Origin of the sequence: Ensifer sp. 22460, assembly GCF_052044935.1 — a bacterium.
In the GTDB taxonomy this organism is placed as follows: Bacteria; Pseudomonadota; Alphaproteobacteria; order Rhizobiales; family Rhizobiaceae; genus Ensifer.
The window spans coordinates 222,153-246,140 of sequence record NZ_JBQENZ010000005.1 but is presented as its reverse complement, the minus strand read 5'-3'; the positions used below and the strand labels follow the sequence as shown (position 1 = coordinate 246,140).

The 23,988-nt window shown below is 62.0% G+C and carries 20 protein-coding genes; 7 read left to right on the top strand and 13 right to left on the bottom strand.

All coding sequences use genetic code 11. The annotated features are described in order from the left end of the window. Positions 1–8: 8 nt before the first annotated feature. From ACTJKM_RS08615 to ACTJKM_RS08605, 3 genes are all read right to left on the bottom strand, one after another. Positions 9–3,167, bottom strand: coding sequence for an efflux RND transporter permease subunit (locus ACTJKM_RS08615; RefSeq protein ID WP_440660202.1), 3,159 nt, complete (start codon positions 3,165–3,167; stop codon positions 9–11). A gap of 30 nt (positions 3,168–3,197) precedes the next feature. Continuing rightward, complete coding sequence (locus ACTJKM_RS08610) at positions 3,198–4,343, bottom strand: efflux RND transporter periplasmic adaptor subunit (protein WP_058329959.1); 1,146 nt, start codon at positions 4,341–4,343, stop codon at positions 3,198–3,200. A gap of 156 nt (positions 4,344–4,499) precedes the next feature. Continuing rightward, the gene (locus tag ACTJKM_RS08605; protein WP_058329960.1) at positions 4,500–5,108 is read right to left on the bottom strand and encodes a TetR family transcriptional regulator; all 609 of its coding nucleotides are present in this window, start codon (positions 5,106–5,108) and stop codon (positions 4,500–4,502) included. Positions 5,109–5,350: 242 nt separating this feature from the next. Between ACTJKM_RS08605 and ACTJKM_RS08600 the strand changes: the two genes are divergently transcribed. Further along, positions 5,351–6,319 carry a DUF808 domain-containing protein gene (locus ACTJKM_RS08600; protein WP_058329961.1) on the top strand — a complete coding sequence of 323 codons (969 nt, stop codon included), beginning with the start codon at positions 5,351–5,353 and terminating at the stop codon, positions 6,317–6,319. Between the two features lie 76 nt (positions 6,320–6,395). On the opposite strand, the gene speB is transcribed toward ACTJKM_RS08600, so the two are convergent. Then, complete coding sequence (speB, locus tag ACTJKM_RS08595) at positions 6,396–7,349, bottom strand: agmatinase (RefSeq protein ID WP_058329962.1); 954 nt, start codon at positions 7,347–7,349, stop codon at positions 6,396–6,398. Positions 7,350–7,590: 241 nt separating this feature from the next. On the opposite strand from speB, the gene ACTJKM_RS08590 reads away from it, so the two are divergent. From ACTJKM_RS08590 to ACTJKM_RS08575, 4 genes are read left to right on the top strand one after another with little or no spacing between them, the layout of a single operon-like run. Next, a complete protein-coding gene (locus ACTJKM_RS08590) occupies positions 7,591–8,697 on the top strand; it encodes an extracellular solute-binding protein (protein WP_058329963.1) in 1,107 nt (368 codons plus the stop codon). 30 nt (positions 8,698–8,727) lie between these two features. Further along, the gene (locus ACTJKM_RS08585; RefSeq protein ID WP_058329964.1) at positions 8,728–9,795 is read left to right on the top strand and encodes an ABC transporter ATP-binding protein; all 1,068 of its coding nucleotides are present in this window, start codon (positions 8,728–8,730) and stop codon (positions 9,793–9,795) included. A 9-nt stretch (positions 9,796–9,804) separates the two neighbouring features. Then, positions 9,805–10,707, top strand: a complete 903-nt coding sequence (locus ACTJKM_RS08580; RefSeq protein ID WP_058329965.1) for an ABC transporter permease subunit — start codon at positions 9,805–9,807, stop codon at positions 10,705–10,707. A 10-nt stretch (positions 10,708–10,717) separates the two neighbouring features. Continuing rightward, the gene (locus ACTJKM_RS08575; protein ID WP_058329966.1) at positions 10,718–11,512 is read left to right on the top strand and encodes an ABC transporter permease; all 795 of its coding nucleotides are present in this window, start codon (positions 10,718–10,720) and stop codon (positions 11,510–11,512) included. A gap of 60 nt (positions 11,513–11,572) precedes the next feature. On the opposite strand, the gene ACTJKM_RS08570 is transcribed toward ACTJKM_RS08575, so the two are convergent. Further along, positions 11,573–12,457 (bottom strand): helix-turn-helix transcriptional regulator, encoded by an 885-nt coding sequence (locus ACTJKM_RS08570; protein ID WP_058329967.1) that lies wholly within the window; start codon positions 12,455–12,457, stop codon positions 11,573–11,575. Between the two features lie 385 nt (positions 12,458–12,842). Between ACTJKM_RS08570 and ACTJKM_RS08565 the strand changes: the two genes are divergently transcribed. Further along, entirely contained in the window at positions 12,843–13,220 is a 378-nt protein-coding gene (locus ACTJKM_RS08565; RefSeq protein ID WP_058329968.1) for a cupin domain-containing protein, read from the top strand. A gap of 14 nt (positions 13,221–13,234) precedes the next feature. Continuing rightward, positions 13,235–14,629 carry an FAD-dependent oxidoreductase gene (locus ACTJKM_RS08560; RefSeq protein ID WP_113512078.1) on the top strand — a complete coding sequence of 465 codons (1,395 nt, stop codon included), beginning with the start codon at positions 13,235–13,237 and terminating at the stop codon, positions 14,627–14,629. Between the two features lie 105 nt (positions 14,630–14,734). On the opposite strand, the gene ACTJKM_RS08555 is transcribed toward ACTJKM_RS08560, so the two are convergent. The 8 genes from ACTJKM_RS08555 to ACTJKM_RS08520 form a co-directional block, all read right to left on the bottom strand. Next, the gene (locus tag ACTJKM_RS08555; RefSeq protein WP_058330135.1) at positions 14,735–15,673 is read right to left on the bottom strand and encodes a LysR family transcriptional regulator; all 939 of its coding nucleotides are present in this window, start codon (positions 15,671–15,673) and stop codon (positions 14,735–14,737) included. Between the two features lie 98 nt (positions 15,674–15,771). Further along, positions 15,772–16,488, bottom strand: coding sequence for a GntR family transcriptional regulator (locus tag ACTJKM_RS08550; RefSeq protein ID WP_113512201.1), 717 nt, complete (start codon positions 16,486–16,488; stop codon positions 15,772–15,774). Positions 16,489–16,595: 107 nt separating this feature from the next. Then, the gene (locus ACTJKM_RS08545; RefSeq protein WP_058329970.1) at positions 16,596–17,768 is read right to left on the bottom strand and encodes a serine hydrolase domain-containing protein; all 1,173 of its coding nucleotides are present in this window, start codon (positions 17,766–17,768) and stop codon (positions 16,596–16,598) included. A 139-nt stretch (positions 17,769–17,907) separates the two neighbouring features. Beyond that, complete coding sequence (locus ACTJKM_RS08540; protein ID WP_058329971.1) at positions 17,908–18,942, bottom strand: extracellular solute-binding protein; 1,035 nt, start codon at positions 18,940–18,942, stop codon at positions 17,908–17,910. A gap of 19 nt (positions 18,943–18,961) precedes the next feature. Continuing rightward, the gene (locus ACTJKM_RS08535) at positions 18,962–19,762 is read right to left on the bottom strand and encodes an ABC transporter permease (protein WP_058330137.1); all 801 of its coding nucleotides are present in this window, start codon (positions 19,760–19,762) and stop codon (positions 18,962–18,964) included. Further along, a complete protein-coding gene (locus tag ACTJKM_RS08530) occupies positions 19,755–20,675 on the bottom strand; it encodes an ABC transporter permease (protein WP_440635941.1) in 921 nt (306 codons plus the stop codon). Before ACTJKM_RS08530 ends, ACTJKM_RS08535 begins: the two co-directional genes overlap by 8 nt. A 5-nt stretch (positions 20,676–20,680) precedes the next feature. Then, complete coding sequence (locus ACTJKM_RS08525) at positions 20,681–21,781, bottom strand: ABC transporter ATP-binding protein (protein WP_058329973.1); 1,101 nt, start codon at positions 21,779–21,781, stop codon at positions 20,681–20,683. Between the two features lie 473 nt (positions 21,782–22,254). Then, positions 22,255–23,958: an amidohydrolase gene (locus ACTJKM_RS08520; RefSeq protein ID WP_058329974.1), complete on the bottom strand. Its 1,704-nt coding sequence runs from the start codon at positions 23,956–23,958 to the stop codon at positions 22,255–22,257. Positions 23,959–23,988: the final 30 nt, after the last annotated feature.

The window sequence follows — 23,988 nt, the reverse complement described above, 5'->3', positions numbered from 1 at the left end:
CCGTGGCGTTATTCCGCCGCCACGGCCGGGGGATAGACGATCGACTCCTCGACCTCGGCATCCGCATTGACCTCGTCCGCCTTCTCCGGTTCCGCGGTGCTCTTCTTTGGCTCCCGGCCGAAGAAGAGCGCGTAGCCAGCGGGCAATACCAGAATGGTCAGCACCGTCGCGACCAGGATGCCGCCCATCATGGCGTAGGCAAGCGGTCCCCAGAAGACCCCGCGGGAGATCGGGATCAGTGCCAGCACCGCCGTCAGCGCCGTCAACGTGATCGGGCGGAAGCGTCGGACGGCAGATCCGATGATCGCCTCGGCGCGATCCATGCCGGCGGCAATGTCCTGGTCGATCTGGTCGACCAGGATGATCGAGTTGCGCATGATGATGCCGAGCAAAGCGATGACGCCGAGGATCGCGACGAAGCCGAAAGGGGCACCGCTGATGAGCAGGGCCGCCGCCGCACCGATGATGCCGAGCGGTCCGGTGGCGAGAACCAGCATCGCCTTGCCGAAATGCTGGAGCTGGATCATCAACAGCACGACGATGACGCCGAGCATGATTGGCGCCTTGGCGGCGATCGAGGCCTGGCTTTCGGCTGAATCTTCGGCCCCACCCTGAATGGCGATCGAATAGCCGGCAGGCAGGCTGTCGCGCAGCGGTTGCATCTCACCGAACATCTTCATCGCCACGTCGTTCGGCTGCACGCCGTCCGGCAAGGTTCCCCGCACGGTGATCGTCGGCAGGCGGTCACGGCGCCATTCGATGCCCTGCTCGAGTACCGGTACGACCTTGGCGACCTGCGAGAGCGGCACGAAGCCGCCGAAATCGGTCGGGATGTAGATGGAATCGACCGAGCTCAGCAATTTGCGGCTTTCGGCCGGCTCGCGGGCGACGATCGCCACCGTCTCCTCGCCGTCGCGGAAGTTGTCGAGCGGCGCGCCGGTGACGCTCGCCTGCAGCATCTGGCGGATGCGCTGGGATGTGACGCCAAGCGCGCGGGCGCGATCCTGGTCGATGACCAGCTTCATGCCCGCTACCGGCTCCAGCCAATCGTCGTGAACGGCGCCCAGAAGTGGGTTCTCGTGGAACTTCGCCGTTACCCGGTCGGCAATGCGCCTGACCTCTTCGCGGTCCGGACCCATGACGCGCATCTGTACCGGCCAGCCGGTCGGCGGCCCCAGGAACAGGCGGTCGACCTTGGAACGGATCGACGGGAAGTCGGCGGCAAGGATCGCACGCATCTTGGCAATCAGCCGCTCGCGCGCCGGTTCGTCCTTGGCCATGATAAGAAGCTGGGCGAAGTTCGGATTACGCAGTTGCTGGTCGAGCGGCAGGAAGAAGCGCGGGGCTCCCTCGCCGATATAGGTGGCGATGAAGCGCTTGTCCTCATCATCCATCATCCGGGCTTCAAGCGCCTTGGCCTGCTTTTCGACCTCCTTAATGCTCGTGCCCTCGGGCAGCCACAGATCGACCAGGATTTCCGGCCGCGACGACTGCGGGAAGAAGTTCTTCGGAATGAACTGGAAGGCCCAGAGGCTGACGAAGAAGATGGCGAGCGTGGTCGAAAGCACGATGATGCGATGGCGCACCGCCCAGGCAACGGTCGAATGCAGATGACGATAGAAGCGCGTGTCGAAGACGTCGTGATGGTTTCCGGCGTGGCTGCGCTGCTTCAAGAGCATGTTGCCGAGCCAGGGCGTGAAATAGACCGCAACGAACCAGGAGACGACCAGCGCGATGCCGACCACATAAAACAGCGAACGTACATATTCGCCGGCGGTCGAGGCGGCAAAGCCAACAGGAATGAAGCCGGCGGTGGTGATCAGCGTGCCGGTCAGCATCGGGAAGGCGGTGGAGGTATAGGCGAAGCTCGCGGCTTCGACCTTGACCAGTCCCTCCTCCAGTTTTCTTTCCATCATCTCGACGACGATCATGGCGTCGTCGACCAGGAGGCCGAGCGCAATGATGAGGGCGCCGAGCGAGATGCGCTGCAGATCGATGCCAAGCTCGTACATGATGGCGAAGGTCGCGGCGAGCACCAGCGGGATGGTGATCGCGATCACCAGGCCCGAGCGCCAGCCGATCGACAGGAACGATACGATGAGCACGATCGCCAGCGCTTCGCCGAGCGCCTTCATGAACTCGCCGACTGCTTCCTTGACGACCTCAGGCTGGTTGGAGACCTGGTCGACACTGACCCCATAGGGCAGCGACGTCTCGAAGCGCTGATAGGTCTCTTCGACCGCCTTGCCGACATCCGTCACCTTGAAGCCCTTGGCCATGACGACGCCGATCTGGACGCTGTCCTGGCCGTTGAAGCGGAATTTGCGCGAATAGGGATCCTCGAGCCCCGAGGTCACCGTGGCGATATCGCCGAGGCGCGTGACCTGGCCGCCGGCACGAAGCCGGAGGTTCTTCAGGTCCTCGACCTTGTCCAGGCCGCCTTCGACCGAGATGCGCACCGAGCGCGTGCCGGTGTCGACGGAGCCTGCAGGATCGATATTGTTCTGGCCCGCAATGGTGCTGCGCAGATCGTTGAGCGTCAGGCCGCGTTCGGCCAGCACCTTCGAGGAGACGTCGATATAGATCTTCTCCGGCTGGTCGCCGATGATCACAGCCTTCTCGACGCCCGGCGTCGTCAGCAGCATATCGCGCGCCTGGATCGCGAATTTCTTCAGCTCCGGATAGCTGTAGCCCTCGCCGCTTAGTGAATTGAGCGTGATGAAGGTGTCGCCGAACTCATCGTTGAAATAGGGGCCGAGCAAGCTTTCGGGCAGTTCGTTGGAGATGTCGCCGACCTTCTTGCGCACCTGGTAGAATGCGTCCGCCACCTGCTCGGCATTGGTATCGCCCTCGACCTGCAGCGTGATGATCGCACTGCCGGCGCGGGTGTAGGAGCGCACGAAGTCGAGGTGCGGCGTTTCCTGTAACTTGCGCTCGATCTTGTTGACGACCTGGTCCTGCATTTCCTCGATCGAGGCGCCAGGCCAGAAGGCTTGCACCACCATGACGCGGAAAGTGAAGTCCGGATCCTCCTTCTGCCCCATGCGCATCAGGCCGAAGGCGCCGGCGACAATAATGAGGCCGAACAGGAACCGCGCCATGCTCGGATGCGCGATCGCCCAGCGCGAAAGGTTGAAAGGCCGCTTTTCTTCGGAAGAGGAGGTCATCATCGGCTCGGTTCCGCTATCTTGGTGACGTCAGCGCACGACGGTTTCGGCTGCGGCAGCAGCCTGGTGCGTCGTATCGTTGGAGATCGTCACCTTGAGATCGTCCGTCATGAACTGCGTTCCGGCGGCAACAACGAGATCGCCGACTTTGAGGCCTTCGGTGACCCGCACACCATTGGTGGTGAAGTCTGCAAGCGTGACCGGGCGGCTGCGGACGGTTTCCGTACCGCGGTCGACGACCCAGACGATCGGATAGCCATCCTTCTCAGCCAGCGCGCTCAAGGGTACCGAGACGAACGACACGCCATTGCCGGCAGAAGCTTCGATGGTCGCGGTCATGCCGAGCAGGACGCGTTGGTCGTTTGGCAGACTGACACGCACCGAGAAGGTGCGCGATTGCTGGTCGGCGCTGCCGGCAACCTCGCGCACCGTGCCATCGAGCGACAGGCCCGCATCGGACCAGATCCCGACCTTCACCGGCAAGCCAGCCTTGAAATTGCTGATTTCCGTTTCGGGTACTGCGACCTGGACTTCCTTTTCGCCTTCGACGGCAACGGTGGCGACCGGCGTGCCAGAACCGACGACCTGGCCGACATCGGCGTTGATCGAGGTCACGATGCCCGGCCGGTCGGCGACGAGGCTGGTATAGACCACCTGGTTTTTCGCCTGTGACAGTGCCGACTTCGCTGCATCGCGCGTGGCGACAGCCTGGTTGTAACCCAGCACCGCCTGGTCGAACTGGGCCTGCGAGGCGAATTTCCTGGCAAGCAGCTGCTTGGCGCGGTCGCGCACCAGCTCGACCGTTTCGACCTGACGCTCGGCCGCATCCAGATTGGCGGACGCGCTGCGCACCGCGAGCTCGTAGTCGGTCGGGTCGATGCGGGCGAGAAGATCGCCAACCTTGACGCGGTCACCGACATTGACGACGCGCTCGACGATCTTGCCACTGACGCGGAAGCCGAGATTCATCTCGGTCCGTGCCCGCACGGCGCCGGAATAGCTGAGCTGGCGTACATTGTCGGCCTGGGCGATCTCGACGACCTTGACCGGGCGCACGACTTCAGCAGTTTCGGACTTTTCTTCCGAGCAGCCGGCAAGCGCCGCCGAGAGGGTCGAAATCAGCGCAACGGTGGCAATGAATGAAATACGGCGGCGAAATTCAATCGGCATAAACATAGTCGCACTCCTGAAAAATAGGCCGACGCCGCATTGGCGCCGGAAGCAGTCCGGCTAGAGCGCCGTGCGTTCAGATGAACGCGCAAAGGACGCTCTAGCACTTTGATTCTAGAGCATCTTTCCGCTTCGAGTGTTTCCACTTGAGAGCGGGATGCTCTAGACCTTCAGTCCCTTGATCGCGAATTCGACCAGCTCTTCCGGTGCCGCGCGGTTTGTCTTGCTGAGACACTGCGCAACCATTTGCGGATGACAGAGCGTGACGGTCGCCGCACCGAAACAGCGCGACGCCGCATCGGCGTCCTGTTCCGGGAACTCGCCGGCGGCGATGCCTTCGCGAATGACGTCGGCGAGAAGCGCGTCGAGCCTGTCGATATGCTTGTCGATGACGTGCCACTCGCGTTCGATGGCAACGACCACCATTTCATGCACCTTGGTATCGTCGAGCATGAGCTCGACGGTCATCTGATGCTGCGCGTGTACGTAACGGCGCAGCCGCTCGCTCGCACTCAATGGCAAGGCGCAGATCTCCCGGGCCATCTGGTAGCTGGCCGCCAGCATGCGGCCGCAGATCGCCTGATGGATCTCCGTCTTCGAGGCGAAGAAGCGGTAGATGTTCGCCGGCGACATGCCGAGTTCCTTTGCGATGTCGGCGACATTGGTCTTGCTGTAGCCGAAATGCCGGAACAACCGCTCCGCTGCGTCGAGGATCCGCGTGATGTTGTCCTGGCGCGTCTGATCCACGACGTTATCATTGCTCACCGGCATCGTTTGCCTTTCGATTTACGACTGACGAATTTTGTATTTCGTCAGTCGTAAATCGAAATGAGACACTCGTCAACGAAAGAATGCGCTCGCACGTTCACGATTTGATAACCAACATTGAGCTCGCCGCGAGAGGCCGACGACCTTTCAATGTCACCCGGCTGTCGTTGACTCGACACGCTATGGTGGTTACTGGCGCTTCTGGAGCCGCGTTTCTCGGATTCTTCTCAAGGGGTTAGCTACTTATGGCCACAGGTCTCATCGCCCTCCTCGACGACATCGCAGCCATCGCCAAGATGGCGGCCGCTTCGCTGGACGACGTGGCGGCCCAGACCGCGAAGGCCAGCGCCAAGGCGGCCGGCGTCGTGATCGACGACGCCGCGGTGACGCCGCGATACGTGGTGGGGCTGACGCCTGAACGGGAACTGCCGATCATTGCGCGGATCGCCCTTGGTTCGCTGAAGAACAAGTTGCTATTCCTGCTGCCCGGCGCACTGCTGCTCGGCTATTTCGCGCCCTGGGCGATCACGCCGCTGCTGATGCTCGGCGGCATCTATCTCTGCTACGAGGGCGCCGAGAAGCTTTACGGCGCAATTTTTCCGCATGCGGCCCACGCGCACGAGGAAGCGGTGCTCGGCGAAAAGAGCGATCCGGTGGCGCTTGAAAACGAGAAGGTTGCCGGCGCGATCCGCACCGACTTCATTCTCTCGGCCGAGATCATGGCGCTGACCTTGTCGACCGTCGCCGATGCCGGCATCTACATGCAGGGCACTGTACTCGCCGGCGTCGGCATCCTGATCACGCTCGCCGTCTATGGGGTCGTCGCCCTGATCGTCAAAGCCGACGACGCCGGCGTCGCGCTGGCGAAGAACCCGCTGTCCGCCCTGCGCGTTCTCGGCCGCGGCCTCGTTCTCGGCATGCCCGCATTCCTGAAAGTTCTTGCCGCGATCGGCACCGCGGCCATGCTCTGGGTCGGCGGCAGCATCCTCGTGCATGGCATGGCGCAACTGGGCCAGGCCGGGCCGGAACATTTCATCCACGATGTCTCCGAAAGCGTTGCCCACACGCTGACGGTCGCCCCGGCGGTCGTCGGCTGGTTCACGACCTCGGCGCTCCAGGCCCTGCTTGCCATCGCCGTCGGCGCCGCAACCATCGTCGTCATGGGCAACGTCGTCGCGCCGATCTGGAGCCGCCTGCGGCCGGCAAAGAGCTAGATACTTTCGCAAACATGGATCGGGAAGGAGGCCGCCCGCGGCCTCCTGATAATTGATTTCCGATCTCTTCGGCGGCCTACCGCTTGTACTTCACGCCCGGCAGCACGCAGAGCATTTCGTAAAGCAGATTCGCCGCCGTGATCGCCGTCGTTCCCGTCGTATCGAAAGGCGGGCTGACCTCGACGAGATCGGCGCCGACGAGATTGAGACCGCGGCAGCCGCGGATGATTTCGATCGCCTGGATGACGGTCAGCCCCCCGATCTCGGGCGTGCCGGTGCCCGGAGCATAGGCCGGGTCGAGGCTGTCGATATCAAAGGTCAGATAGGTCTTGTGGTTGCCGATCTTCGCACGGATGCCGTCGATCAGCGGCACGAGTGACTTGTGCCAGCATTCCTCGGCTGGGACGACGGTGAAGCCCTTGTCGCGCGACCAGTCGAAGTCATCGGACGCATAGCCGGTGCCGCGCAGACCGATCTGGAACACAAGATTGGGATTGAGACAACCATCCTCGTAGGCGCGCCGGAACGGCGTGCCGTGCGCGATCTTTTCGCCGAACATCGTGTCGTTGATATCCGCGTGCGCGTCGACATGGATGAGGGCGACCGGCGCGTGCTTTTCGGCAATCGCCTTCAGGATCGGGTAGCTGATCGTGTGATCGCCGCCAAGCGTCAGCGGGATGCAATCATGCTTGAGGATCTCGCCGATGTTGCGGGTGATGATCTCCATGTTGGCCGGCAGGTTGAAGGTGTTGATGGCGATGTCGCCGATATCGGCCACCTGCAGGCTTTCGAAGGGTGCTGCCCCCGTCGCCATGTTGTAGGGGCGGATCATCACGGATTCGGCACGGATCTGCCGCGGCCCGTAACGCGTGCCGGAACGGTTGGATGCGCCGATATCCATCGGGATCCCGACAAAGCAGGCATCGAGGCCTTCAGCCGACGTCGCGGTGGGAAGGCGCATCATCGTGCCCGGCCCACCGAAGCGGGGCATGTCGTTGCCGCCCAGCGGCTGATTGAATTTCTCATCCATCGAAGCTCTCCCTTTTGATTTCGCCGGAACCCTATCAGGCGCTGCAGGCCGAGAAATGCCCATTGATCGAATGTTACTTCGATCGCGATCAAACCAACATGTTTGACGCAGCGAAGGCAGGCGTCGATTGCCATTTACGTCGACACCTGGCTCGCCGCACCTAGCCAAAGGGAGTGTTGCCCTCGCAGGACCCGCCAATCACTTTGGCGAAAACAAAAATACGATGTCCTTGGGAGGAACTATGCAAAACTTGACCCGCACCGCACTGCGCTCCATGTTTGCGGCATCGCTCGCCGCTATCTCGGTCTCAACGACTGCCCAGGCGCAGGACAAACTCTTCATCTACAACTTCTCCGACTACTTCGCCGAAGACACGGTCTCGAACTTCCAGGCCCGCACCGGTACCGAAACGCGCGTGGACTTCTACGATTCGCTCGAAGTGCTCGAAACCCGACTGCTCGCCGGCGGCAGCGGCTTCGATGTCGCCTTTCCAAGCGCCACGGTCGGTGAACGCCTCATCCAATCCGGCGCACTTAAGCCGATCGATGTCACAGCGCTCAAAAACTACGGCAATCTCGACAAGGACCTGCTGAAGCTCGTCGCCGAGCATGACCCGGAGAACAAATATCTGGTGCCCTACATGTGGCTGACGACAGGCGTCGCCTACAACGCCAAGCTCGTGGCTGAGCGTCTGCCGGACGCGCCGGTCAACAGCCTCGACATGTTCTTCAAGCCGGAGGTCGCCCAGAAATTCCAGGATTGCGGCATCGGCATCGTCGATGCGCCGAACGAGGTCATCCCGATCGCGCTCAACTATCTCGGCCTCGATCCTTACTCCACCAAGCAAGACGACCTCGACAAGGCGAAGGAGCTGCTGCTCAAGCTTCGCCCCTATATCCGCCACATGCAGAGCGGGCAGCTTGTCGCCGACATGGCGTCGGGCCAGCTCTGCCTGGCGCTGATGTGGAGCGGCGATGCCGGCATTGCCGCTGCCCGCGCCGAAGAAGCCGAGACCGGCGTCAAGGTCGACTATTCGATCCCGAAGGAAGGAACGATCATCTCCTTCGACACGATGGCGATGCCGGCCGATGCGCCGGATCCGGAGCAGGCGCTGGCCTTCATCGACTATATCCTCGAGCCCAAGACGGTCGCGGCCATCAGCAACCACGTCTTCTACGCCAACGCCAATACCGCGGCGACCGCCGAAGTCGATGCCGGGATCCGCGACAACCCGAACATCTATCCTCCTGCCGAGGTCCGTTCGAAGCTCTTCGTCGACAAGTCGCTGCCACCGCGCCAGACGCGCGAACGCACCCGCGTCTGGTCGGCATTCAGGGCCGGCCAGTAAGCGATCCGTCAATAGCAGGACCAGAACACCGTGCAATCCTATATTTCGATCGAGAACCTGGCGAAGTCCTATGGCGTCGTCACCGCTGTCAACAACATCAATCTGGGCATCGAGAAGGGCGAGTTCTTCTCGCTTCTTGGCCCCTCGGGTTGCGGAAAGTCGACGCTGCTCCGGATGATCGCCGGCTTCGAGACGCCGACATCCGGCGCCATCAAACTGGAAGGGGCCGATGTCACCGACGTTCCGGCGCACCGGCGACCGACCAACATGATGTTCCAGTCCTATGCGCTGTTCCCGCATCTGACGGTCGGCCGGAACGTCGCATTCGGATTGCAACAGGATGGTCTCGACAAGAGCGAGATCAGGAAGCGTATCGACGAGGTTGCGGAGAAGCTGCAGCTTTCGGCGCTGCTCGACCGCAAGCCGGCGCAGCTTTCGGGCGGCCAGCGCCAGCGCGTGGCGCTCGCCCGTGCGCTGGTCAAGCGGCCGAAGGTTCTGCTGCTCGACGAGCCGCTCGGGGCGCTCGACAAGAACCTGCGCACCGAAACGCAGCTCGAACTCGTGCGCCTGCAACGGGAGCTCGGCCTCACCTTCATCATCGTCACCCACGATCAGCACGAGGCGATGACAGTCTCCACTCGCATCGCCATCATGAAGCAGGGGCAGGTGCTGCAGGTCGGCTCGCCTTCGGAAGTCTACGAAACGCCCCAGTCCCGTTATGTCGCCAAGTTCCTTGGCGAAACGAACGTGTTTGCAGGTAGCCGGGCAGATCGCAGCGGCAGCGAGCTGCAGATCGACAGCGACGAAGCCGGCGGCCGGCTGCATGCGGCCTTTACCGACCGCGTCGCGCTCGATGCGCCGTTCTGGGTCTCGGTCCGCCCCGAGCGGGTGGAACTCGCGACTTCGGGCAGTGGTCTCGAAGGCACGGTTGAACAGCTCACCTATACCGGTGTCGAGCGGCACTACCGCGTCCGGCTGAAATCTGGTGCGACGCTCGACGCACGCCGGGTCAATCTCGGAGCCGAGAACGATCTTGGCGTCGGCGACCGGGTGTTCGCAAGCTGGTCGCCGCAGGCAAGCCGGCTGCTGGCCGAATAGGAGGTTCCCATGCTCACGGCAGCGACACCGTCCGCAAAAACGAACTGGGGCAAGCGCCTCCTGATCGCCATTCCCTATGCCTGGCTTCTCGTCCTGTTCCTGGCGCCCTTCGCGCTGGTTGCCGTCATCAGCCTTTCGACAGTGCGGCTCGGCATGCCGCCCTTCGAGCCGCTGACGGCCTGGGACGGATCGATCCTGAACCTCCGCCTCAACTTCGAGAACTTCCTCTACGTCCTCACCGACGACACCTATCTTCTCGCTTACCTCACCAGCCTGAAGATCGCGGCGATTTCGACGGCCGCCATGTTGTTTATCGCCTATCCGCTCGCCTACGGCATCGCTTCCTGCTCGCCCTCGTCGCAGTCGCTTCTGGTCTTCCTGGTGATCGTGCCCTTCTGGAGCTCGATGCTGATCCGCGTCTATTCCTGGATGAGCATCCTCAGGAACGACGGACTTCTGAACGCGCTGCTCTTGAAGATTGGCCTGATCGGTGAGCCGCTGCGCATCCTCAACACCGAGACGGCGATCTATATCGGCATCATCTACACCTACCTGCCCTTCATGGTCCTGCCCATCTATTCGACCTTGAGCAGCGCCGACCGCACCCTGATCGAGGCGGCGCGCGACCTCGGCTGCTCCCGCGTCTCCGCCTTCTGGCGGGTCACCTTCCCCTTGAGCCTTCCCGGTGTTTTGGCCGGCTGTGCCCTGGTCTTCATCCCGGTCGTCGGCGAATTCGTGATCCCGGATCTGCTCGGTGGCGCCGATACGCAGATGATCGGCCGCGCCATCTGGCTCGAGTTCTTCAACAATCGCGACTGGCCGATGGCCGCCGCCGTGACGATCGTGCTGCTCGCGCTGCTGGTCGTGCCGATCGTCTACTTCCAATCGCGCCAGTCGCGCGAACGAACCTGAGGAGCTGGCCATGACGAAACCAAGCTGGTTCAATCGGCTCTCGATCCTGTTCGGCCTCGCCTTCCTCTATCTGCCGATCGTCGTTCTCGTCATCTACAGCTTCAACGGCTCGAAGCTCGTGACGGTCTGGGGCGGCTTCTCGACCCAATGGTATGCAACCGTTCTCAACAATCCCTCGATCGTCGAGGGTGCGAAAGTCAGCTTCCTGGTCGCTGCGGTCTCGGCAGCGGCAGCAACCATACTCGGGACGCTCGCGGCGGTCGTCATGGTGCGGCTGCGTCGCTTCCGCGGCCGGGCACTGTTGAACGGCATGCTGCTGGCGCCCATGGTCATGCCGGAAGTGGTGATGGCCGTCTCGATGCTCTTGATGTTCGTGACGCTCGGCATCGATCGCGGGCCGCTCACCATCACCCTGGCGCACACGACCTTCACGCTCTGCTTTGCGACCGTCGTGCTGCAGTCGCGGCTGGTCGAACTCGACCCGTCGCTGGAAGAAGCGGCCCGCGATCTCGGCTGCCCGCCGGCCAAGGCATTCGTCAGCGTTGCCTTACCGAACATGATCCCGGCGATCGTTTCCGCCTGGCTCTTGTCCTTCACCCTGTCGCTGGACGATCTGGTCATCTCAAGCTTCACGACCGGCCCGGGCGCATCGACTCTGCCGATGAAGATCTATTCGCAAATCAAGTTCGGCGTGACGCCCGAAATCAATGCGATCTCGACGATCATCCTCGGCATCGTGGTTTTGGGAATGGTGGCCGCGCAACTGGTCTCGCGACGCTCGGAACAGCGAGCCACCACAGCCTGACCAGAAAGGGCAAATCCAGGAAACATCTCTCCTGGAATTGCGCCGTTTCAACGCCCTGGATCAGTGTGGCAGAAGCGCGCCGCCCGGCGACAGGTATGTGGCCAGCGGATCTTCGAAGGCATTGCTCGCCGACGATACCGCATCGATGAATAGCGAGAACAGCGCGGTTTGCGAGCTGATGTCGAGCTTGGCATAGAGGTTGCGGCGGTGCAGCTTGACGGTCGCCGGTGAGATGCCGAGCTTTTCAGCGGCCCCCTTGACCGAATATCCGCGCAGGATCATCTGCGCGACCTGGCATTCGCGATCGGTGAGCAGGCTGCGGCCAAAGTTCCGGATTGCCTGCGCCAATGCGCTCTGGAGCGGCGAGCCGTCATCGCCGAGGCTCTCGGGCCTGAGGTCGCGATAGTGCCGGAGCACGGCCATGCTGAGCAGCGGCGCCGCGCTCTGCAGGAAATCCTGGTCTTCTCCGCTGAAGGCCGCGTGGGAGTGGCGTCGCGCCAGCGAGATCGCGATCTTCGTGTCGGCATCGATTCCGATGAAGACGTTGAATTCGTCGTGCAGGCCCGAGTGGCGGTAGTAGTCGCGGTAATACTGCGACCGGTCGAAGGACGGATCGATGTGCCTCAGGCGATAAAGACCATCGTCGCCGTTGTCGAGCGCCAGCCGGTAGAACGGGTCGAGCCGATACGGGCCCTGCAGGTAGGCTCGAATATCGGACAGGCCCCTGTCCGTACGCCAGTCGTTGAACAGGATCTTCGGCGCTGCGTTTCGCCGATACAGGAGCATCAGACCGGCATCGATTGCGATGTGTCGCTTGAGCGACTGCGCCAGACGATCCTGGAAATCCGAACGGCCGACCCCCTCCATCAGAGATAGCGCCAGATCACCCACACCGGGCACCCGCTGCGTCGCCGCGCAGACTTTGACGATCGTATCGTTGTTCATGTTGTTCTCCTCCAGGCGCAGATTAGGCGAAGGTTTAGTGCGTCGCAAGTAACGGATTTTCACTACGGGAAATCCAAAACTATCATTTGAGCAACCAAAACAACGACATCGGCAGCGAAAGCCAGGCTCCGCAAGGGCTGACGCCGCCCCTGAGCCGGGCTCTCGTCCTCCAAACCTAGCCCTAAGGCGTATTCCGGACATTGACCCGGGCGCCTAGAAAAATGGGGCAAGCCCCATAGTAGATCGGCGGCACGCAAGACGGCATGTGACTGTCGAGACGACACATTGGTCTCAGGCACCAGGCTGCTTTGCGCGAAAATATAGCAACGAAACCTTGAAGGGCGGCCGATGTACTTGCCGCTCGTCTTTCTGAACTGGAGTGAACATGTCGAAGGTCATCAAACTCGGGCGCAACGGTGTCGGCCTGCGCGAGCTTGAGAAATGCAGCGTCGTCCCGCCGGAGGCGATCCTGTCCGGTTTTGCAGACGAACTCGGCGATGTTCATTTCGAAAGCCCCGACCAGGCCGTCGTGATCGGCACCTGGCAGTCGACGCCCTATGCGGAAATGCTCTCCTACCCCGATGGCAGCGAATACAGTGTGATCCTCTCGGGCAAGGTCGCAATCACCAACCCGGACGGTTCCATCGAGACCTTCGAGGCCGGTGAAAGCTACGTCCTGCCTGCCGGCGTCGAGGTGCGTTTCGAAGTGCTCGAGACTATGCGCAAGGTCTACGTCCTCTACACCGCACCAGCCGCGAAGTGATGTGAGGCGTCCCCATGACCAAGGTAAGAAGCAAAGCCCTTGCAGATGTGACGATGGCGCCCTTCTGGCTCGACCGGCCGGACGCGCCCGAGCCGCGAGAGCGACTGACGCGCCATCTGAAGGCTGACCTGCTCGTCGTCGGCGGCGGCTTTACCGGGTTGTGGGGAGCCATCCAGGCGAAACAGCGCCAGCCCGAAATCGACGTCGTGCTGATCGAAAAGGGTTCGATCGCCAACGGCGCTTCGGGCCGGCCGGGCGGCGTCGTCTCGACGTCGGTCATGCACGGACTTTCGAATGCCGTGCGCATCTTCCCCAAGGACATCGCCGCGCTCGAGCGGCTTGGCCAGGAAAACATGCACGGCTTCCTGCAGACCCTCGAGGAACACGCCGTCGACTGTCACGCCGAATGGGGTGGAGAGCTGACAGTAGCCGTCGACGATGCCCATATCGAAGCGCTGCACGAAGAGCACGAACTCCATCTCAAATATGGCCACCAGGCCGTCTTCCTCGACCAGGGCGCCGTCCGCAGCGAAATCAATTCGCCACGCTACAAGGCCGGTGTCTGGTCGAAGCACATCTGCGGCACGGTGCATCCGGCGCTGCTTGCCTTCGGGCTGAAGCGGGTTGCGCTCACCCTCGGCGTTGAGATCTTCGAGAACACCGAACTGACCGGCCTTGAAGATCTTGGCGACCGGATGAAGGCTACGACGCCTTCGGGCAGCGTCACCGCGCCCAAGGTTCTTCTCGCCACCAATGCCTTTGCCTCGGGCCACAAAAAGATCAAGCACCGGGTCGTCGCCGTTCGCGACCGGGTGCTGGCAACGGAGCCCCTGTCAGCCGACCGCATGGCGTCGATCGGCTGGGGACACCGGCAGGGCGTCTACGATACCCGCACGCAAATGAACTACATGCGGCTCACCAAGGACAACCGGATCATCTTCGGCGGTCGCCTGGCTTACGCCTTTGCCGGCAACCCCTTCCCTTCGGTCGACAAGGAACTCGAAACGTACGAGCCTCTGGCATCCGCCTTCTTCGATACCTTCCCGCAACTAGAAGGCCTGCGCTTCACCCATGCCTGGAGCGGGCCGATCGATCTCAGTACCCGCATGGCCGTGCATTTCCAGCGCTATTACGGCGAAAAGGTCGTCTACGCCGGCGGCTATTCCGGCTTCGGCGTCTCCGCCTCCCGCTTCGGCGCACGCATCGCGCTCGATATCCTCGACGGTTCGAAGACGCCGGAGAGCCGGCTGGACTTCGCCACCAGCCTGCCGAATGCCATCCCGCCGGAGCCGTTCCGCTGGCTCGGCGCGCAGGTCACCATGTATGCGCTCGATACCGCGGACAAATCCGGCGGTTGGCGCAAACCCTGGCTGAAAATGGTTTCGGCGATGGGTTTCCCCTTAAGCTGACGCCTCTCGCCAAAAGGCACCTATCGTTTGACAAAGGCAGAGCCGAGATACCGGCCCTGCCTTTGTTTTCGCGAGCTGGCACTGGGCCGGTCAGGATTGAAGGGCTTATCGACCTGCACGCAGGCGCGACGCACTTTTCCCAACCTGCGAAACGCCGAATTCGCTCACGAGCAGCTTCACGAAAAACGGAATCAGACCCGACTTTGCACGCGTCTTGTCGAAGGCCGCCTGGAACGGCGCCTTGTAACTGAAGAGATCCGGGCGGATCGGCCGCAGCAAACCCTCGTTCACATAACGGCTGGCGAAATGGTCGGGCAGAAAACCGAGGTAGCGACCGGAAAGGATAAGCCGCGCCTCCGCTTCCATGTCGCTGACCGTCGCGCGCGGATTGGCGATCGAAAAGATCTTCAGGTCACGGGCGTTCCAATAGGAGCGGCCGATCAGATTGTAGGGCCGGATATCGTCCACCTCGATCTCGCTGTCGTCACGGGAAAACAGCGGATGCTCGGCGCCGCAATAGAAGCGCTGGGTCTCTTCGTAGAGATCGACATATTCCAGCCCCAACGTCGTGCGCGGAAAACTGGCGATCGCGATGTGGAGCTCTCCTGTTATCACATCGCGCAGCAGTTCATGCGGCGGCCGCGTGACGATCGAAAGCGCCACTTCCGGTGCCTCGTCCGTCATCCGGGCAAAGACGCGGTTGAGACGGGAAGACGGGTCAGACAGCGTGTTGTCGATGAGGCCGACGCAAAGCGTGCCATTCAACTGGTGCTGCAACCCCTTCATGCGGATGTCGAACTGGTCGATCGAGCCGAAGAGGCGCTTGGCCTCCTCGTAGACGGCGCGCCCTTCTTCCGTGAGGCGAAAGCCGGACCGGCCGCGCTGGCAGAGCGTTAGGCCGAGCCGGCTCTCCAGCGCGGAGATATGGTTGGAAATCGTCGAGAGCGAGAGATTGAGCTCTCCCTGCGCAGCCGCAAAGCCGCCCGCCTCCACGATCGTGACGTAGATGCGCAGCAGCCTCACATCCAACGAGTCCAAAGCCATGCAAGGTCCGCCCTTACCTTGATAAAGATCCAAGTGCAGCGCGATTATCATGCATTTTCATGCACTAAGCTAGGGCAGGCGCGAACGAAACCAGTCCGTTATGTGGCCGTCCGTACGTCTTCGTCCGAGAGGAACTTCGCGTATTTGAGCATGTAGTCTGCGGCATCGCGGATATCGTGGGCAACGGCCTCGCGTGCCCGCTGCGGGTCTTTCGCCTCGAGGGCCGCTACGATCTTGTCGTGAAAATCGACGTCCAGCACTTCGGTCGCGGTAAACGGCGTACCCTCGACGAGCTTGCGCAGGAACGGTCCCGCCTGGAGCCAGAGCATTTCGATGATGTAGATCAGGTGCTCGTTGCCGCAGTGGCGGTAGATCGAGAACTTGAAGTCGAAATTGGCCTGCAGATAGCGGTCGATGTCACCCGCCTTCGCCGCTGCAGTGCGCTGATTGCAGTGGTGGCGCACCGTGCGCAGGTTGTTGCCGTTGAGGCGGCTTGCCGCGAGTTCCGTTGCCGTGCCTTCGATGGCGATGCGCGCCTCCGTCAGGCTGATGAAGGATTTGACGGTCAAGAGCGGCACCTCGACGCTGCCGTTCGGCAGAAGTTCGAGGCCCTTCAATGCCTGGAGCCGCTGAAAGGCGGTGCGCACCGGCATCGGGCTCGTCCCGAACTGCTCGGCAACCTTGCGATAGGTGAGCTTCTGGCCCGGTTCGAAATGCCCGGCCATCAACGCCTGCACGATTTGCTGATAGACCTGCTCATACATCGGAACCGGTGTTTCGATGCTGGTGATTTTTGGTGTCTTCTTCGTCGCCATGCTCGAAACCTGGGGCTGCATTGGGAGCGCAGCGCTAAAAGAGAGAGTTTATCTTGGTAGGAGATTCCGCGACATCAGCGCAAGACCTTCCGGATGCTCGAGGCGCGTCAGAGCAGCTTTCCCAAAGCCTTCATGAACGCGATGTTGTCGTAGTCAAATGCCTCCATCACCGGATCCGGCTGGCACGACATTCTGACAACGACCAGTTCGTTTTTGGGATCAACGAAGAGCCATTGGCCATGGATGCCGATGCCGCAGAAGCTGCCCTCGCCGGTCTGATACCATTTGTTGCGGTAGCGCCCCTTCGGGAACAGCGGCGCAAAATCGCTGCGTTGCCACGCCTCATGGCTGCCCTTGGTGAGCGTGTCTTCGACCCAGCTTTCCGAAACGACGCGCCGACCGCGCGCCACACCGCCGTTGCGCATCATCTCGCCGACGCGCGCAAGATCCCGTGGCGTCAGGGATATTCCAGCCGAAGCGCGACTGGTTCCCTCGCGATCGACCGTGATCGCGATTTCGCCGGTGGTGCCAAGCGGCGTCCAAAGCTTTTCCCGCATCAGATCGGCGATGCGCCTGCCGGACACGCGCTCGAGCAGGATGCCGAGCAGGTCGGTGTTGGGCGAGCGATAGCGGAAAACCTCGCCATGCGGTGTCGGCAGCCGCTTCAGCGTGCAGAGGAATTCGAACAGCCCCTCGTCGCCGCCACCAGGGTTCCAGAGCATCGCGCGCCTGTAGCGCCCGAAAGCGCTTTCCGGATCGAGATAGGCTTCCTCGATATCGAGGCTGACCGTCATGTCCAGCACATGCCGGACGGTGGCATCCGCATAGGCCGAGCCCGCGGTTTCCGGAAGGTAGTCGATAACGGGTGCGTTCGGGTCAAGCAGGCCCTCGTCCTCAAGGACGCCGGCAACGATCGCGACCATCGACTTGCTGATGGAAAAGGCGATGTGCTTCTCGCCGAAGTTCATGGTCGGCGCCACCCAGTCGCCGATGAATTTGCCGCCCTTCATGATCGTCAGCGCGTCCGCATAGGAGCCGTCAAGAAAGTCGCCGATCCGCTTCTCGCCACTTGGCAGCGACACCGTCTCCGAAAGCAGCCACGACAAATCACGCAGCTCTTGCGTGGGAGCGGTAGAGGCGGCCACGACCGGGGCGCTCGGCACCAGCTCGCCGACGTTCTGGAACGCCCAACGGCTGAAGGGCGCCGTGCGCCAATTGGCGAGCGTTACCTGGTCGCGGCGGAAGCCGTATCTTTCGCTGAACGCGGTCTTGCCGGTCATGGATATGTCCTTTCTTGAATGGATCGACGCAGCGCACGGCACCTGCACCGGACGAACCGTCAGGCGGGAGCGATGGCGGCGCTGGCGAGCAGCGCCGGCGACAGGGCCGCCGGCACTGAAATCAGAGGCTGAAGCGCGCCTACTTGCGAAGATCGGTCCAGATCCGCTTGTAGAGGTCCTGCGCCTCCGGCGAGCAGAGGCGCTGCAATTGCCCACCTTCCCGGCGCTCCGCCGGGATCACGATTTCCGGCGCGTTCTTCATGGTGTCGGGCATGAACTTTTCGGAGCCTGCGATGCCGTTGGCATAGCCATGGAAGGCCGAGTTCATCGCGGCGTTCTCGGGATCCATGACGAAGTTGATGAACAGCTTGGCGTTGTCGACGTTTTTGGCGTCCTTCAGCACCGCCGCGTTGTCACTCCAGACACCGTAGCCTTCCCTGGGGTAGTGGAAGCTGATCGCCGGGTTTTTCATCCGCGCGCGGAAGCCGGCGCCGTTCCAGGCAAGGGTGGCCTTGAAGTCGCCGGCCGCCATTTTCTCGATGGTGTTGTATTCCATGGCGATCCAGTCCGCCTTGGCATTGACAAGCAGATCGCGGACCTTCTTCAGCACCGCCTTGTCGGCCGTGCACTGTTCGCCGCCGACATACTGGATGGCGGCAGCCATCACGTCGTTCAGCTCCGGCACGACATTGACCTTGCCCTTCAGTTCTTCCGGCGGATTGAAGACGATGCTCCAGCTGTCGGCATCGCCCTTGTAGGCGTCACCATTGACCACGACGCCGGTGGTGCCGACGGCCCACGGAACCGTATATTTACGGCCGGGGTCGAAGTCGGCATTCACCCATTCGGGCGCAACGTTCTTGAAGTTCTCCATCTGGCCTGGGTCGAGCTCCATCAAGAGCCCTTCCTTCACCCAGATCGGCACATAGACCTGGTTGACGACGACGACGTCATAGCCGGAGCCGCCCTGCCTTGCCTTGGCAAGCGCGGTGTCACTCGAGTCATAGTCGGTGACGGTGACCTTGACGTCGAACGCCTGCTCGAACTTCTTGACCATCTCCGGGCTGGTGTAGTTGCCCCAGTTGTAGATGTTCAGTTCGCCTTCGGCATGCGCAATGCCCGTCGAGGCGATGAGTGCGGCAAGCAGAAGGGTCATGCGGTTTGCACGTATCATTTGGTTCCTCCCATTTTGATCAGGTGCGTTTTCGGCTGACGACGAAAAACAGCGTGACGATGACGACCGACAGCAGCAGGAAGGCCGTCGAAATCGCATTCATTTCAGGCGTGATGCCGCGGCGGATCTGGCCGAGCATGTAGGTGGGCAGCGTGTCCTGGCCGCCGGACTTCACGAATTCGGTGATGACGACGTCGTCGAGCGAGAGCACGAAGGCGAGCATGAAGGCGCCGAGGATGCCCGGCCAGAGCAGGGGCAGCGTCACCCGGCGGAACGTGTAGAGCGGCTTGGCGTAGAGATCGGCCGCCGCCCGCTCGAGGCTCAGATCCATGTTCTCGAGCCGGGCACGGATCGGCAGATAGGCAAAGGGGATGCAGAACGCCGTATGTGCGGCGATCAGGTAGCCGAGCCCGGAATAGCCGGTGACGGCCTTCAGTTGCGCGACGATGATGAGCAACGCAACCGCCGTGACGATTTCCGGAACCATCAGAGGCTGGTTGATGAAGGCATAGATGAAGGTCTGACCCCGGTAGCGCCGCGTCCGCGTCGTCGCCAGCGCCGCCATGGTGGCGAAGACGGTGGCCAAAGTCGCCGCGACAGTCGCGATCTGGAAGGAGCGGACCGACGCGTCGATGACGTCGCTGTTCGTCAGGGCGACCTCAAACCAGTGCAGCGAGAAGCCACCCCAGGCCGCCACCGAAGGCGCGCTGTTGAAGGCGTAGACCACCAAGGTGACGACCGGCAGGTAGAGCAGCGCAAAGCAGGCGATTGCAATGGCCGTGAAGCCGGGCTGATGGCGGACGGAAAAGCCCTTACGCATGGCGTTCATCCTTCGCCGAGTTATTGCGCACGTAGACGAGCAGCGCCGCCATCACGATGATCATCACGGTAATCGAAAGCGCCGAGCCGAGCGGCCAGTTCCGCCCCTGGCCGAACTGCAGTTCGATCAGGTTGGAGAACATCATGTTCTTGCCGCCGCCGAGAACGCTCGGCGAAACGAAGGCGCCGATCGCCGGGATGAAGACGAGGATCGAGCCGGCGATGATGCCCGGCTTGGCGAGCGGCAGGATGATCTTGCGCAACACGCGCCAGCGTGTGGCGTAGAGATCGTAGCCCGCTTCGACCAGGCGGAAATCGAGCCGCTCGAGGCTGGCATAGATCGGCAGCACCATCAGCGGCAGGTAGACATAGACCATGCCGATCAGGATGGCCGTGTCGGTGAAGAGGATCTGGATGGGTTCCTGGATCATGCCGAGCTTGATCAGAACCGTATTCAGGATGCCTTCGTTGCGGATGATCTGCAGGATCGCGAGCGTCCGGATCAGAAGGTTGGTCCAGAACGGAATGGTGATCAGGAACTGCCAGAGATCGCGGCTTCGCTCGTTGCGCGTCGCCATGAAATAGGCGGTCGGAAAGCCGAAGAAGAGCGTTGCCACCGTCGTGATCAAGGCGAGCTTCACCGAGCGCCAGAAGATATCGACATGAGCGGTCGCGAGCGACAACGTGTCATCGAAGATGTCGCGCTCGAAGAACACGCCGATCCAGGCGTCGGGTGAGAACTGCCATTTGACGTCGCCGTAATCGCCCGGCGTCAGGAACGAATAGGCGAGCACGATGAACAGCGGGCCGATGGCCGCGAGAAAGATCGTCAGCAATGCGGGCGAGGCAAGAAGCCAGCGTCTGCGCGCGTCGACGGCTTCCAGTTTCGTCGTGAGATCGTTGGCGCTGGTCATGGGTCTCAAGCCCTCACGACCTGTGCTGCTCCCTCGGCAATCGCCACGGCCACCGCTTGGCCCGCCTCGACAGCGCTGCCTGAAACGGAACCGTTCTGTTGCCGCACCGTAAAGGCTTCTCCACCACTCAGGCGCAGATGGAGATGCGTATCGGTGCCGAAATAAACGACCTTCTCGACTATGCCCCTAAGATCACCTGAGCCTTCGACGACGCTGGCGTGCTCGGGCCGGACGATGAAGGTCACGTCGCCGGATGCCGGCGCGTCCGACGCAGCGTTGACGACGACCGATTGGCCGGATTTCAACGTAACCTTTGCCTTACCGTTGGCGACGCCGTGAAGCGCTCCGGTGAGGAAGTTCGTCTCGCCGATGAAGCTTGCGACGAAGCGATCCGCCGGCCTGTTGTAGATCTCGCGCGGGGTGCCGATCTGCAGGATGCGACCGGCCGACATCACCGCGATGCGATCGGACATGGTCAGCGCCTCCTCCTGGTCGTGGGTGACAAAGATGAAGGTGATGCCGGTCTCGTACTGCAACCGCTTCAACTCGGACTGCATCTCCTTGCGCAGCTTGTAGTCCAGCGCCGATAGCGGCTCGTCGAGCAGCAGCACCTTCGGCTGCGGCGCCAGCGCCCTTGCCAGCGCGACACGCTGCTGCTGGCCGCCCGACATCTGGTTTGTGCGGCGCCCGGCCAGGTGCTCCAACTGCACGAGCCGCAGCATTTCCGCCACCCGCGCCTTGACCTCGGTGCGGGGCTTGCCGAGCGCTTCCAGGCCGAAAGCCACGTTCTCGGCCACCGTCATATGCGGAAACAGCGCATAGTTCTGGAAGACGGTGTTTACCGGCCGCTGGAATGGCGGCAGGCTGGTGATATCCGAACCATTGAGCAGGATTTCGCCGCTCGTCGGATAGTCGAAACCGGCGATCATGCGCAGCAACGTCGTCTTGCCGCAGCCGGATGGACCGAGAAGCGTGAAGAACTCGTTTTCTCGAACCGAGACGGTTGCGTTGTCGAGCGCGACGAAGGCGCTCTCCCCCGCCCCGTAGGCTTTGCGTACGGCGCGGATATCGACCGCACAGTCATCGGATATCGTGGTGTTTTTCATGTTTCCTCCCGACGAAGTCGAGCGCTCGCCGCAGCATGGCGATGCCGCAACCACGTCCGTCCTCCGACATTTTTTGGAACGTATAGTGTGATCTCAGATCACGCAATAGGAATTATATTTGCGAGTGCTGAATTTTGGTTGCGAAGCGAAACAAGAGACGATTTATGATTTAAAATCAATATTATGGAGCAACACGCCATAAGCACGCGACTGCGTGAAAAGATCCGTAATCGACACCGAAAGGCCCCGAAAACTCGTTTTCGGGGGAGCCTGTAATCGGATCAGAAAGGGGGGATGCGGCTTTGCCGGAAGGAAGGCAGGTTCCCTCAAAACACAGCATGAAGCGGCACCGTTCATGCCAAATCGGCCGGCGCCACAGGCACCGGCCGATAGTGATCTAGATTACCGGAAGACAGGCAGTTGCCGGTGCCCGTAGGCGATCGACAATGGCAATGGGTCCTTCCGCTCCAGACTTACGGCTGGCGATAGACCTCGCTTCCGGCGAGATAGGTCGCCTCAACCTTGCGCTCCCGGATGGAACGATCGAGCGGATCCGGCAGCGTGCCGTCGATCACCACGAAATCCGCCCATTTGCCGACGCTGATCGAGCCTATCTGCCCGCCCCAGGGCGTCATGTCCGCCCCCGCCTGGGTGAGACCGTGCAGCGCCTGATCGAAGCTGACCGCCTGCTCGGGATGCCACGGTCCGTCGCCGAGACCGAACGGGCTTTCGCGGAAGACGGCGTCGTTGATCTGGGTGAGCGGGCTCAAAGGCGATGTCGGCCAGTCCGAGCCGAACACCAGCGGCACACCGGCGTCGAGCATCGAATGCCAGACATAGGCCCGCGGCTCGCGCTCGGTGCCGATCCGCTCGGTGATGTATTTGCCGATCGTGCCGGTCGCATGGTTCGGCTGCATCGAGGCAACGACGCCCAGCTCCTTGAAGCGCTGGATGTCCTTGGTCTCGACGACCTCAATATGTTCGATGCGGTTCGGCTGCGGTCGCGGAACCGACGCCTCGGCGAAGGCATCGAGTACGAGGCTGACGCCACCGTCGCCGATCGCATGCACCGCCGTCGGGAAGCCGTTTTCGTTGGAGGCCTTGATCGCGGCTGCGAGCTGCTCCTTGGTTTCGAACGGCTTGCCCTTCCAGCCGTGCTGGTCGGAATAGTCCTCATGCATGTAGGCGGTACGCGTCGAGAGTACGCCGTCGATCACCGACTTGGTGTAACCGAGCTTCAGCATCGGCCCCTTCTTCTCCTGCTCGCCGGAATCCGCGGCGACCTTGTCGACCTCGTCGCGATCCTTCACGGCGGCGGCGATCTTCTTCGGGTCACCCTCGAAGAAGCCGTACCAGACGCGAAGTGGCATCTTCTTTTCGGCAAGAATCGCGGCATAGTCGTGCACGGCGGCGAGATCGGACATGTCGTTGACGCCGGTGATCCCGAGGCTGTTAGCAAATTTCATCGTCTGCAGCAGGGCCTCGCGCCGTTCCGCATCGGCGACCGCCGGCCGATGTTTCTCGACGAGGTCGCCGGCGCTCTCGAGCAGAATGCCGCTCGGCTCGCCCTTGTCGTTGAGCACGACCTCGCCGCCCTCCTCGACCTTGGACGTCGCAGTCACGCCGCCCACTTCGAGCGCCTTGGAATTGACCCAGTAGGAATGGAAATCGATGTCGCGCAGGATGACGACGCGATCCGGCACCACGGCATCGAGATCCTCCTTGGTCGGCAGCTTGCCTTCGCCGAGCGTGTAATCCCAACCGCCGCCCATCAGCCAGACGCCCTTGGGCAGGCGCGCATCGGCTTCCTTGATCTTTTCGAGCCAGGTCTTCTTGTCCGGAATGTAGGAGAGATCCACACCGGTCACCATGTCCATGCCGGACGTGAGATGCGTATGGCCGTCGATGAAGCCCGGGGTGACGGTCTTGCCGCCGGCGTCAATCACCTTTGTTTCGGCGTCGGCCAGCCCCTTGATCTCGTCATTGCTGCCGATCGCAGTGAACGTGCCGTTCTCGACCGCGAAGGCCTGAGCCTTGGGCGTACTCTGATCGACCGTGCGCACGTCGCCGTTCAGCACGATCAGATCCGGCGCCGCCCAAACCGGCTGCGCTGCGCAAACCATGATCGCCAGGACCGAGGTCGCGCTCAGCGCCCGGGTTACTGCTGCCAATGTCATGAAATTCTCCTCCCGCGACTGCATCCCTCC